The sequence below is a fragment of the Parafilimonas sp. genome (assembly GCF_047606085.1).
In the GTDB taxonomy this organism is placed as follows: Bacteria; Bacteroidota; Bacteroidia; order Chitinophagales; family Chitinophagaceae; genus Parafilimonas.
In genome coordinates this window covers 14106-28294 of sequence record NZ_JASGEX010000016.1, presented here as the reverse complement: position 1 = coordinate 28294, position 14189 = coordinate 14106, and the positions used below count along the sequence as shown (strand labels likewise).

Genomic DNA, 14189 nt, shown 5'->3' with positions numbered 1-14189 from the left:
CTGGATAAAAATGTGCAATCATTGATTTGCCAAAGTACAAATCTATTCTTATTGCCAGCCTTACATTAAGTAAGGCAAGCATAAAACATAACCACTGGCACGTCATGCCCCCAACGCGTCGGGGGCATCTCATACTTAGCGTGACCAATATACATTTTATAAAGTCATCCTTGCTTATACAGCATGATTATGAGATTCCCGCCTTCGCGGGCATGACGTGCAGGAATGTGAGATCATCTTACAATCCTATAAAGCAGGTGCAAACAGCCAATGCACAAATTCATCCTGTGTTTACTATAAGTAAATGTGGCTAACATTACGGTTCAGTATAATATCACCTTCCAACAATTTATTTTTCCGTTTGTAAATTTTAATAAAAATTTAGTTTTCAAACTGATTTCCCTATTTTTGAAAAACAAACTGTTCAGGATAACTGCTCCACCCCTTAAAAAAAGTACTACCATTTTGCCTGCCGTGTGAATTTTTTTTAAAACAAACCAAATAAAATGAGAAAACTTTTTTTCCTTATCAGCATTACATTTTATTGCCTGCAAGCCTTTGCCCAGGCGATCCATGTTAAAGGCAAGGTTGTTGGAGAAGATGGGCTGCCGGTTCCCGGCGTAACCATCACCAATAAAAAGACATCGAAGATTGTAGGCATTACAGACACGCAGGGCGCCTTCAGTCTTAATCTCAGCAGCGCCGTACCGCTGGTTTTTTCTTCCATTGAGTTTGAAAGTAAGGAACTTCCGGCCGCCGACACAATGACCGTTGTATTAAAAGCCAGCGTTCAGTCTTTGACAGATGTTGTTGTAACGGGCACGGGCGTTGCCACCAGCAAGCAAAAGCTTGGCATAGCGGTGCAATCAATCACATCAGACAAGCTGCCGCCCACGCCGTCGGCCTCTATAGACCAGGCTTTGATAGGCAAGGTGCCCGGGGCGCAGATATCCAGTATCAGCGGTAATCCCGGAGACCCGGTAAATATTGTATTGCGTGGCATCAACACCGTTCAGAACGGCACCAAGCCTATGATCCTCCTGGATGGCGTTGAATTGAAAACCGATCTCAATTCCATTGACATGAGCACCATTGAAAGGGTGGAAGTAGTGCAGGGCGCCGCTTCCGCAACGCTGTATGGCGCGCAGGGCGCCAATGGGGTTATCCAGTTGTTCACTAAAAAAGGGCTCAAGGGCCGGCTCTCTGTCAATGCTTCGACCAGTTATTCCACCAATGAATTCCTTAACACCGGGAAAGTGCATAAGGCCCAATTGCACCCCTATCTCACCGATGACGACGGTAATGTCATCAGCCAGAGCGGAGACATAGTAGAACTGGATGAGTATGGCGACTATCCTTATAGTTCAACGGAAGGCATCTCCTACCGTTATGGCGGCAATGGCGCATCTGCCGGTTATGGCGCCGCCAGCCGTTATGCCATTTTGGATCCACGGAATATTTCCGACCAGGCTTACGGGCAGAACCTGAAATACTATGATCACTTCAGCCAGGTGTTCAAAACGGGGTACACAACCAATAGCAGTATCAGCATTTCAGGGGGCTCAGAAAAAGGTGATTTCTCCGTGTCTGCATCAAACAACCACACGCTGTCTTCGATTATGAAAAACGGGGCGCTCGACCGGTCTAACCTGTCGCTCAACCTCGGCACTACTTTGCTGAAAGGCCTGACGTTCCGCAGCATTACCCAGTTGGTTTATACCCGCAATACCATGAAGCCCGGCCTGGGCTCAGCGGGCGGTTATTCTTATGGCAAAGGGCAGTCGCTTGGCAACGTTGGCGGCGTTTACAGCTTTCTGAATACCTCTCCATTCTTCGACCTGACATGGAAAGATGCTGATGGCAACTCGCCTGCTTACCAGATTGCCAATTTCCTCAGCGTAAACGCCTTCAACCCCTATTATAAAATGGAATACTCGGATGCAGTGGACAACAAGGAAGACATTGTGCAGAACTTTGACCTGAACTATAAAATCAGCCATTTTGTAGAATTAGACGCCAAATACGGCATCAACTACAGGACGGAGAATTCAAGGTGGACCTACTATAACCAGTCTGAAAACTTAAACTCAAATTACTGGGAAACCTGGACCGGCTATTTTAACGGTGATGACAACACCGGCGAAATTGATAACTGGCAGTATAACAATACCTTCCAGAACTTCCAGGGAAATATATATGTAAAAACGGATTTTGAGAAGGATTTTGGCTTAAATATCCCTATTCAGACGAATACCCAGCTGGGCTTTGACTACAGGAAAAGCAAGTACAAGGAATACGATACTTACGGTCTTTTTCTTCCGCTGGTGCCGCCTATCAATATAAGCTCTACCAGCAGCCAGGCGGTAGCCTGGGATTATGTGGAGCCCTTCGTTACATACGGGTTCCTGGTAAACCAGGTGATTAACATCGGTAATTACGCCGGTATCACTGGGGGCTTCAGGAGCGACTATTCCTCTGCCTTCGGCGGTGGTTCCAAGCCGTTCACCTTCCCCCGTGTTAACGGTTTCTTTGCACCGTCTGCGCTGGATTTCTGGCAAAACGGTAAAATTTCCGGTGTTTTACCTTATTTCAAGCTAAGGGCGGCTTATGGCGAAGCCGGGATACAGCCGGGGCCTTTTGACCGGTATCCTGTGCTCAGCCAATCCAATTTAAATTCTGGGCTTGCCTACGCCATTCCTACAACACCCAATAATGCTGATCTTCAGGTGGAGGTTTCCAAGGAGCTTGAGATAGGCACCGACCTGACGGTGAACCTTAATAAAAGCGGGGACTGGTTCAGCAAGGCGAATATAGGCGCCACTTACTGGAAACGTAAAAGCGAGAACGTTATCTATTCCGTTAGCATACCGCTCTCCACTGGTGCTACCAGTAAGTTGACGAATGCGATAGACATGTCTTCCAACGGCATAGAGCTTTCCCTGAGCCTGCCTATCATCCATGGCAGGAACTGGAGCTGGGACTTAACAACCAATTTTGGCCACATGATCTCAAAAATAGACGCGATTGCCGGCGGAGTTGATATACCTATTACCTCTGGTGCGGGCGACGCCACAGAAGTATTGGTTGCCGGCCAGAAAATCGGGCAGATTTACGGCTATAAAACCCTGCGCAGTGTAACTGACACCAGAACGGACAAAACCCGGTACATTGATGATGATGACGCCGGTGCGTACGAAGTAGTCACCAGTCCCTACCGCAACCAAAAAACGTTAGTGGACACGGCTACCAAACAAATCATGTTCGGCGACGAAACCGTTCCTTTGGGCGACCCCAACCCTAAATTCAACATGTCTTTTATCAACTCGATCAGTTATAAAGGGGCGATAACCTTTTCTTTCCAGTTTGACTGGGTAAACGGCACACACCTGTACAACCAAACCAAGGAATGGATGTACCGGGACGGCATCAGCGGGGATTTCGCCGTGCCTGTTACCATCAGTGGGCAAACCCATGCCTATACGGCCTATTGGGCCAGCGCCTATTACGGCCTGTGGGGCAGCTCCTATGGCGCCGGGAACAATGCCACCAAGGATTTTTATATGGAAGGCGCTTCGTTCCTGCGGCTGAGGAACGTGTCCCTCGCTTTCGACCTGGCAAAGCTGATCAAACAAAACCTGGTCAAGTTCAACAAGTTTGAACTGGTATTTTCCGGGCGCAATATCTGGACCTCCACGAAATATACGGGCTATGACCCGGAAATCAGCTCCGGTTCCGTTAACTCGTCTTTCGACAGGGGGCTTGACCACAGCACCCTGCCTAACATCAAATCATATCAGGTGGGCCTTAACATTGGATTATAATGCATCAACTAAAATTTATAAATCATGTATAAATATAAATTCATTATCGCTTTACTATCGCTGGTATTGATAACGGCAGGTTGCAAAAAACAGTTGGATATCGGCAATCCCAATCAGCCTTCCCTCTCCGAATCGGTAACATCGCTCGATGCGCTTATCAGCCTGGCGCAGGGTGGCGTTTACATCAATGGCTTTAAAAACGGGGACGACTGGCTCGGGGACAGTTACTTCTGCCTTCCCCGGGGATACCATGAGCTGATTGGCGACGAGCTATACGGCGGTACAGGCTCCAACAACATGACCACGCTTATCGGTGTGCCGGATTCGCTCATTTTTTCGTCCTCGTACGTGCTCGCGAATGCTTCCCCGCAGATCAGCCTGATCCGCACTTACAATACCCGTTCCGCTACCGCCCAGGGAAACAATGTATTGTATTATGAATGGCTGAACATGTATGCCCTGAACAACGCCATGAATGTGGTTCTCACGCAAATGGATAATATTTCTTCTTTGTCTGATGATGCAGTGAATACGCTCAAGGCCTGGTGTTACTGGTGGAAAGGATATGCCTATGCGGCTATCGGCACCATGTACTATTCCGGGCTGATCGCTGACACTACCGACGCTTCCACCGGTTATTACACCACTGTTTACAGCGGGAATTATGTATTGCAGGATTCCGTTATTGGCCGTTCCAACTATTATTTTGGCCTGGCCTCCTCCATTCTTTCGTCCATGACAGAAAGCGATGACTATGATTACGTGCTGGAGGCGCTGATTCCTGCAGCATCGCAAACAGGCCTCGGTTATGCGCCTACACCGGCAATGTGGGTGCGGAACATCAATACCATGCTGGCGCGCAATATCCTGCTGAACAAGCTGGCGCCATTTGTTAACAACGAGATCGGCACCGTTGGCTCCATCTCGCCGATACAAACCTCTACCGTTACGGCCATGACCAGCAGCGACTGGAACAAGGTGCTGGCTTATGCCACCGACGGGATTGAGGATGGGGACTACGTCTTTACCGGAAGGACTACAGGCACCAACGACTGGTTTTCCTCCACGGGCGGCTCTACCGCGGCCTATAGTGTGCTGCAAAATACGCAAAGCGGCTTTAAGGTAAGTGAGCGATGGGCGCAGAATATTGATACAACCAATGACCAGCGGTATGCCAACAATGTGAACGCTACTACCAGTTCCCTAGCCGGGTATAGCTTCAATACGAGATATAGCATTGTAGATGGTGGAAACGGCGTTTCAGGCGTGTTTACGTTTGGCTCGAGAACAACGGGCGACTACGAGTTATATATAGCCGGCAGCTATGAAGAAAATGCGCTGATGCTTGCCGAGGCCAATATCTGGCTGGGAAATACGGATGCCGGGTTAGCGTATGTAGATGCTGTGCGTAATTACCAAGGCGCCGGCCTCACTGCCGTTTCAGGCACAGGGCTTACCGCGTCAGAAGCCTTGCTGGAGGTGGTGAAGGAAAGGCAGGTAGCGCTGGTGTTCCGGGGGCTGTCTTTCTTTGATATCAGAAGATGGGGCTGGAGCTATAGCCGTACCAACGGGGGCGGCAGGTACGGCGCTACCCTTGTTACCACAGACGGCACCGCTTATACCGACGGGATCATTAACTACAATTACTTAGATTACTGGGACGTTCCGGCCGATGAGTCAGACCTGAACCCGGCAACCGGAAGCGTGGCTACGAAGAATCCTAATTTTTAAATAGCATCATCAGATCCTGAAAAAAAACCCAAAAAAGCTATCTGGAAACAGGTAGCTTTTTTTATGGAATGCCTGCAAACCCGCTCTTTTATACATACACCGGATACAGCAACTCTTCACCGGATTTCGCAGGGCTGTTGTGTTCTAAAATTGGGTTAATTTTGGTAAAAAGAAGTATGCGTAAAGGATCCGGTAATTTATTGAAATATCTAAGTAGGGTTCCCGATCCGAGACGCTTACAGGGTCAGCGTCATGAGTTGCAGCATATTTTGCTAATAACGTTAATGAGCATCATGAGTGGCTATATAGGCTATCGGGCAATAGGTGATTTTATGCGGCGTAACAAAAGTGAGTTGATAGCAGCCTTACAGCCGAAGAAGGGTAAGCTGCCAAGCTTTGATGTAGTGCGTGCAGTACTGATAGCCATAGATTTTCAGGAACTGAGCAAACAATTTTACAATTGGGCGAGACAATATGTGTCTATCGAAAATAAAGAATGGATAAGCATTGACGGCAAGGCCATTGGCGGAACAGTTACAGGCAGCCATAGTATTGATCAAAGTTTTATAAGCCTGGTCAGTTTATATTGTTCAAAAAAGAAATTGGTTATAGGCAATGCCGTATTAGTCAATTCCAAACAGAGCGGGATACCGGTCGTACAGCAACTTATAGAAGCATTGGATTTAAAAGGCGTAGTGTTTACTTTAGATGCGCTTCATTGTCAAAAAAAACGACAGAAGCTATCATAAACAGCGGCAATGATTATCTGATAGGCGTAAAGAAAAATCAACCGGCTTTATATGCAGCCATAGAACAGGTTATGGCAGATAAAAACAAACACAGCAGCACATATACCACCCTTGAGATCAACAAAGGCAGAACAGAGTTAAGGCACATTATGGTAAGCGATATGCTGGATGGCATAAGTAGCCAATGGAGCGGATTACAACAAATAACAGGCGTACACCGAATCGTAAAACACAAAGGTAAAACAAGAGAAGAAATGGCGTATTTTATCAGCAGTCAGTCAGCCAACGCTTTTTTATACGCAGAAGGCATAAGAAGCCATTGGGCAATAGAAAACTCCCTGCATTATGTAAAAGATATAACATGGAAAGAAGATGAATCAAAAATTGTAACGGGCAATGCCCCGCAAAACATTTCAACGATAAAAAACATCGGAATCAATCTTTTCAGGACACACGACTATACCAACATGGCGCAGGCTACGAGGCTCCTTGCCAATGACATTGGCTCCCTCTTATTTATGATAACATAGAACACAACAGCCCTGCGCATAGCGGGGGTTCTGGCAATTATTCGCTTCGCAATGACTCAACAGGGTTAGCGATTGCTGCTTTGATTGCCTGGAAACTCACTGTTATAACTGTTATCAGTAATGCCATCAAGCCGCTCAATACAAACACGCCTGCGCCAATGCTGATGCGGTAATCGTAACGCTGCAACCAGTTGTGTAAAAAGTAAAATGATATTGGCGCAGCTATCAAACAGCTTATCAAAACCAATACAATAAACTCTTTTGATAACAGCAACCAAACTTGCTGCACCGATGCGCCCAATACTTTGCGAATGCCGATTTCTCTGGTACGTTGTTCAGCTATGTATGCTGCCAGGCCAAACAAACCAAGGCAGGAAATAAATATTGCAAGTCCAGCAAATAAACCTGCCAGTTTACCTATCAGCATTTCGAGATTGAATTTTGAAGCGTATTGTTCATCCGAAAAAGCATAATCATAAGGATAAGCCGGGTCATATTTATTAAAGACCGATGTTAACTGTGCAATGGCTTCCCGTGTTTGTATATGCGGGGATAACCTGTACAGTATGTTGCCCTGCGGCTTAGCGGAGATTTGGAACATAGTTGGGTCGGCTGCTTTAAACGGCGATATCATCAATACATCCTTCGCCACACCAATAATGGTAAGTTGTTTGCCCTGCCAGTTTATTTTTTGCCCAACAGGATTTTTAATCCGCATTCTTTGTATAGCTGTTTCATTAAATATCACACTCGTGCTGTCATAGGCATTTGAAAAATCCTTTCCCGCTGCTATGCCCATTCCCATTGTTTTAAAATAATCTTCCGATACAACAATAGTTCCCATCTCTATTGTTTCGCCAGGGTTTTTACCAGGCCACTGGTCAACATCGGAATGCCACCATACATCTGTTGCTGGGCTTGTAGCTGTTGTTACAGACGATGCAATACCTTTTTGTATTATTTCATTTTTTAGTGCGGCGAATTTTTTATCCAAATCATCATTCATACTGGTAATCATCAGCCTGTTTAAACTATAGCCAGTCGGCCTGCTCTTTGCATATTGTATCTGCCGGTAAATAATTACCGTGCTTACAATAAGGGCAATGGAACAACTGAATTGCAGTACTACCAATACTTTTCTTGACAGGGAAGATTTACCTGCACTTATTGCTCCTTTTAAAACTTTTACAGGATTGAATGAGGACAGATAAAAAGCAGGCTTGCTGCCGGCAAGCAAAGCAGTTACCAATAAACAGCCAATCATTATAAACCAGAAATAAATATTACCAACCGGCATGGCAATGCGGCTTGCAGTTAATGTGTTGAAAGCAGGCAATGATGCCCATGCAATCAACATAGCGAAAACGAAAGCAATAGCCGTAAGCAAAAATGCTTCTATTAAAAATTGTATAACAAGGTCTTTTTTCCGTGAACCGATGGCTTTTCGCACACCAACTTCCTTTGCCCTTTTTTCGGAACGCGCTGTTGTGAGGTTGATGAAATTGATACAGGCTATAATTAATACCAGCAGGCCGATAATAGAAAACATTTTTACATAAACAAAAAAGCCTGCCGTGTCTTTACCATTTATATAATTTGAATACAAGTGCCAGCGTTCCACCGGCTGCAGTGTAACGTATGAGTTCATAGCATTGGTATTACCTTCTTCTGTATGTTCTATATTCCTGATTTTCGGCGCAACCTGTGCATAATCAATACCCGGTTTTAACTTTACAAATATTTGCAGGTTATTATTGCCATAGCTGCTTAAGCCATCCGCCTTCACTTGCGGGTTAACTGCATACACGTAACTGCCCGGAATTATATATTTAAAACTGAAACTCGCATTTGCGGGTATATCGTGTATTATACCTGTTACTTTAAGATTGTTTGTATTATCAAAACGAATGGTTTTGTTCATGGCATCCTCATTACCAAAAAGCGCTTTTGCCAGGGATTGAGTAAGCACAATAGAATAAGGGTCGTTAAATGCAGTAGCTGCATTACCTTCTATAAAAGGGTATTGAAAAATTTTAAAAATATCCGTGCCCGATATGGCGCCGTTCACATATAATTTTTTATCGTCAACAATCAATCCATGATTGCCTGTCCAATCGCTTTCAGCCACATATTCTATTTCAGGTATTTGTGTACGCAACGCTTCTGCAAGTTTTAAAGAAGTTGTTTGAAACGTAAGCGTATCGCCATTGCTGTTAAAGTTTCTCTGCACACGATATACTGACTGGTATTCGGGCAAAAATTTATCAAACGAATATTGATCATATACCCAAAGGCCAATTAGCAATGCAACAGCCATTCCAATTGCGAGGCCTAAAACATTCAGTGTGCTGTAACCGATTGTTTTGGTTATGTTCCGCCATGCGGTTTTGAAATAATTTTTAAACATACAATTTGATTTATGATTTATTAGCTGCAGGCTTCGAGCTGCAAGCTACAAGCCCCGAGCTTCATTCACGTTTCACGATTGACGATTCACGTATATCATTCCGTTCTCAAACTCTTCACCGGGTTGGCCATCGCTGCTTTAACGGCACGATATCCAATGGTAAGCAGTGCTATTACAAGCGATGTGATGATAGCTAATGCAAATACACCGGCGCCAATGTTTATCCGGTATGCAAAGCTTTGCAGCCAGTTATGCATAAAATAATATGCGACAGGCACGGCAACAGCAAAAGCTATTATAATAAGCCACACAAACTCTTTTGAAAATAAAATAACAATGTTTGCAATGCCGGCGCCCAGCACTTTGCGTATGCCTACCTCCTTTGTTTTCTGGGCTGCCATATAAGAAACAAGCCCGTATAAACCAAGGCAGGATATGAAAATGGCAATGCCTGCAAAAATTTTATACAACAATGCAAGCCTTGTTTCCTGGCTGTAAAACTTTGCAATGGTTTCATCAGTGAAATGGCTGGTAAATGCATATTCGGGATATGTTTTCTCCCATATTTTCTGAAGCTGCGAAACTGTTTGCGCCATGTTTTTTGTATGGAGCTTTACGGCAATTGTGGAATAATTTGTTTTACGGGAAAAGATGGCCAGTTGCTTTACTTCTTCCCGTAATGAATTTGTTTTAAAATCTTTTATTACACCAACTACCGGCAGCCATCGGCTGCTGCCAATACGTATATCTTTTCCTATTGCTTTTTCAGGGTCATTAATGCCAAGTTTTTTCAATAAAGTTTCATTCACCACTGCTTCCTTTAAAGTATCGCTGGCCGTAAGGCCTCTCCCTGCAATAAGGCGCAGCCCGAATGTGCTGATATAATCTTCATCGCCGTTTTTTATAAATAAAGGAAAGTCTTTATCATCCTTATGGTCAAAAGCAAAGTTGGTGGAAGAGTTATTATCGGAAGAAGGTTCATCACTCGCAAACGAAACGCTTACTACATCAGGGTTTTGAAGTAATTGCTGCTTTAATGGCTGCATGCGGGAAAGATTGGCGCTGTCGCTGTAAGCGGGCAACACCAGCACGGCCTCTTTATTAAAACCAAGGTCTGCATGCTGTACATAATTCATCTGGCTTACCGCGACAATGGTTCCGATGATCAGCATTTGTGAAACGGCAAATTGTGTTACCACTAAAATCCTTCTTAATGAAATGCCCCCGATGTTTGCCAAAGCAATTTTGTTTTTAAGCGCAAGTACAGGCTGGTAGCGGGAGAGTATGATAGCAGGATAAAAGCCCGAAAGCACGGTAACAATAAGCATTACTGCCAGTAAAAAAAATATCGTTTGGGTATTCAATAAAGCAATATCAGCCGGCACCGCTGCCACATTCGACAAGTACGGCAAAGAAAGCTTTGCAATAAGCACAGCAAAGAAAGTAGATATAAACACTACAATAAATGTTTCGCTCATCACCTGCATCATTAAACTGCTGCGTGTGCTGCCGAGCACTTTACGTATGCCCACTTCTTTGCTCCTGCTGATTGCCTGTGCTGTAGCAAGGTTAATGTAATTGATGGATGCCATGCAAATGATAAGCACGCCGATAAAAGCCAGTGTAAGCAATATGTTTTTATTGCTGCTGTGGTCGCCGAATGTTTCGTAGCGATAATCAAAATGCATATCTTTTAACGGCTGTAAAACGTATGATTTATCACTTTGCAAATCCCTGCCTTGTTGTTTGCGAAGGAAAGCATTCAGTTGTGCATTAACGGTCGCAATATTTGAAGCAGGCGGCAGCAAAGCATATAACTGGTTGCTGCTGCTTAAATATCCCCAGTATGGGTCATAACCGTAAGTGCCTCCATATCTTTTAAATGCTTCATAAGATAAAAATGCGATGATGGGAAAATCGGAATTTTCAGGGGCATCTTCCACCACGCCGCTTACTTTCAGTAAAATAGTATTATCAAGCTTTAAAAATTTTCCCGGTGCATTTTTCCAGTCGCCAAAATATTTTATGGCAAGTGTTTTATTTAAAACAACACTGGATGGATCATTTAAAACAGCTTTATTTCCGGCAAGCCATACAGCATTGAAAATATCAAAGTAAGAAGGTTGTGTAAAAACGGCTGTTTTGTTTTCTTCTATAAATTTTTTACCCGCTGCCACATCATTATTTGCATTATCGCCTACAACAGTAAACTGTGGTGAGCCATCTTCTGTAACAGGAACTGTTTTTATAAACTGCGGAAATCCTGCGTTTAATGCATCAATTGCGGGGCACTGGATTCCCGGGTTACGATCCGTATTTCCATCGCTGTGTCTGGTATTGGTAACAATACGATAAATATTATTGTAGTTTTTTTGAAAAGTATCATAGCTCAGTTCATACGATACCACAATAAAGATCAGCAACGCAGCAGCAATACCCACTGCAAGGCCTGATACGTTGATTAATGAATATGATTTGTTGCGGATGATATTCCGCCACGCTGTTTTCACGAAGTGCCGTGCAGGGAAATAGTTTTTAAACATTGACCACGATTTATATGATTTAACTGATTAACCGATTTTTTTATTCACGTTTCACGATTGACGATTCACGTATATCATTCCGTCCTTAAACTTTTTACAGGGTTGGCCATTGCCGCTTTTATTGCCTGGAAGCTTATCGTGAGCAATGTTATTACAACCGTTATAGCCGCAGCAAAAGCAAACACCTGCCACGATATAGTTGTTCTGTATGCATAGCCATTCAGCCATTCATGCATGCTCCACCATACCACCGGAACAGCAAGCAAAAAAGCAATGCCGTTCAGCAGCACAAATTCACCGGTGAGTAATTTCCATAAGCCGGCTACAGAAGCACCCAATACTTTGCGGATACCTATTTCTTTTATGCGTTGTTCCGCCATAAATGAAGCCAGCGCATATAAGCCAAGGCCGGATATGATTATTGCCAGCACAGCAAATACGGCGGCAAGCGTTCCAGTTGTTTCAACGGAGCGGAATTGTTTTGCATAATCCTCATCAACAAAACTGTAGTCAAATGGTACTGCAGGGCTGTATTGTTTAAAAACAGTTTCTACCTTTTTTAATGCCTGTTGTGCACCGATGGAAGGAGAAAGCTTTGCCGTTATATAACTCATCGGCTGTTGTGCAAGAAAGAAAGCGGTGGGTATAACAGAAGAGAACGGCGAGCCCATTATTGCATCATCAATTACACCGAGTATGGTAAATGTGTTTCCGCGAAAATCAAGCTGCTTTCCAATAACATTTTGCAGGCCCATATAATCCAGTGCTTTCCTGTTAAGAATAACACCCGAAGAATCTGTAATAAAGCTGCGTGAGAAATTTCTGCCTTTTATAAACCGCCATTGCACCGTATTGGCAAAATCTTCTGTAACAGATACGGTTCCGAAAACAGGCTGCACGTCAGGATCCAGTCCATCCCATGAGTACCCGCCTGCTGATAATTTAAGCTGGTTTACAGGCGCTGAAGATGCTGCAACATTAACTGCCGCACCGGATTGTAGCAGGTCATTCCTGAAAGCATTGTAATGCGTTTGCAATTCAGGTGTTTTAATTGCAATATTTATTAAACCATTGGCTGAATAACCCAGGGGCCTGCTTCTGGCATAGTTCAACTGTTTTAAAACAATCAGTGTTGCTGTTATTAAAAATATGGATGTGAAGAATTGTACTACCACCAATATTTTCCTTAAGGCTGCAGCGGCCCGCCCGGCCTGAAAACCGCCTTTTAATACTTTAACAGGCTTGAAGGAAGAAAGATAAAAAGCGGGATATAAACCTGCCGCAATACCGGTAGCCAGTACAAATACAATACACGCAATGGCGCAATAAATATTATTAAATGGTATTGTAATATCAGCCCTGATAAAGCTATTGAACCAGGGCAGGCTCATTTGCACCAAAAGAATGCTTATTATAAATGCAATGATTGTTGTGATGATTGATTCGCCTAAAAAGCGGAACACAAGTTGCTTCCTTCCTGAACCAATCGTTTTCAGGATGCCTACTTCTTTTGCACGCTTACCGCTTCTGGCGGTGGAAAGATTCATAAAATTGATGCAGGCAAGCAGTAAAACAAAAAACCCGATCAATCCAAACATCCATACATATTGAACCTGGCCGCCTGTATTTACACCATTCGTAAAGGTTGAATGCAAATGCCATTTTTCCATTGGGTGAAGCAATAATACCGGCTTGATGTCAGTAAGATGCTCACTCATTAAACCGGCTATTTTATGTAACACATCATCGTTACGAACACCATTGTTCAACTGTACGTATAAATTATACCAGCAAACATTCCAGGCATCATTCTTTTCATCATTCTTCGGCATAAAATAGCTCCAGGAGCCTATATATTTTATATCCGCAAAAGAGGAGTTTGACGGAAAGTCGTTATAAACACCAGCTATTTTCAGGTTATCCTTATTATCTGTTTTAATGATCTTTCCAACAGCATCTTTATTGCCAAATAAAGATTTAGCCAGCGATGTACTGATAATTATTGACGATGGATCATCCAAGGTTTTTACAGAACCTTTTACTGCGCCAACGGACAGCATATCAATAAATCCCGGCTGGGCAAAAACACCATCGGCCGTAAGTTTTGCATCGCCATTCACCAGAATGTGATTCTCTGTTTTCGACGTAAGCGCCACCTGTTTAAAATCAGAGCCAAACCTGTTTTTTAATTCACCTGCCAGGGGAACAGGGCAGCCTGCATCTGTGCTTACTTCACCGCTGAAAGTGCCGGTAAGCATAACCTGCGATATGGTTTTATAACCAGCAAAATTTTTATCGAATGATAATTCCCGCCATATCCATAGGCTTATAATAATGCTTACAGCCATTCCCAATGCAAGCCCGGCTATATTGATGAATGTAACTGCCTTATTACGAGCCATATTGCG

General features: G+C 43.9%; 5 protein-coding genes and 1 pseudogene. 3 read left to right on the top strand and 3 right to left on the bottom strand.

From position 1 onward, the window contains the following. Positions 1-506: 506 nt before the first annotated feature. The 3 genes and pseudogenes from QM629_RS01635 (at position 507) to QM629_RS01625 (ending at position 6831) form a co-directional block, all read left to right on the top strand. Positions 507-3821, top strand: coding sequence for a SusC/RagA family TonB-linked outer membrane protein (locus tag QM629_RS01635; protein ID WP_415156520.1), 3315 nt, complete (start codon positions 507-509; stop codon positions 3819-3821). A 24-nt stretch (positions 3822-3845) separates the two neighbouring features. After that, complete coding sequence (locus QM629_RS01630; RefSeq protein WP_415156518.1) at positions 3846-5552, top strand: RagB/SusD family nutrient uptake outer membrane protein; 1707 nt, start codon at positions 3846-3848, stop codon at positions 5550-5552. A gap of 68 nt (positions 5553-5620) precedes the next feature. After that, positions 5621-6831: pseudogene (locus QM629_RS01625) on the top strand (ISAs1 family transposase). 37 nt (positions 6832-6868) lie between these two features. Here QM629_RS01625 and QM629_RS01620 read toward each other — a convergent pair. From QM629_RS01620 to QM629_RS01610, 3 genes are all read right to left on the bottom strand, one after another. Continuing rightward, on the bottom strand, positions 6869-9238 hold the full coding sequence (locus QM629_RS01620; RefSeq protein WP_415156516.1) for an ABC transporter permease: 2370 nt from the start codon (positions 9236-9238) through the stop codon (positions 6869-6871). Positions 9239-9333: 95 nt separating this feature from the next. Continuing rightward, positions 9334-11781 carry an ABC transporter permease gene (locus QM629_RS01615; RefSeq protein WP_415156514.1) on the bottom strand — a complete coding sequence of 816 codons (2448 nt, stop codon included), beginning with the start codon at positions 11779-11781 and terminating at the stop codon, positions 9334-9336. Positions 11782-11855: 74 nt separating this feature from the next. Then, positions 11856-14183, bottom strand: a complete 2328-nt coding sequence (locus QM629_RS01610) for an ABC transporter permease (RefSeq protein ID WP_415156512.1) — start codon at positions 14181-14183, stop codon at positions 11856-11858. Between the last annotated feature and the right edge of the window lie 6 nt (positions 14184-14189).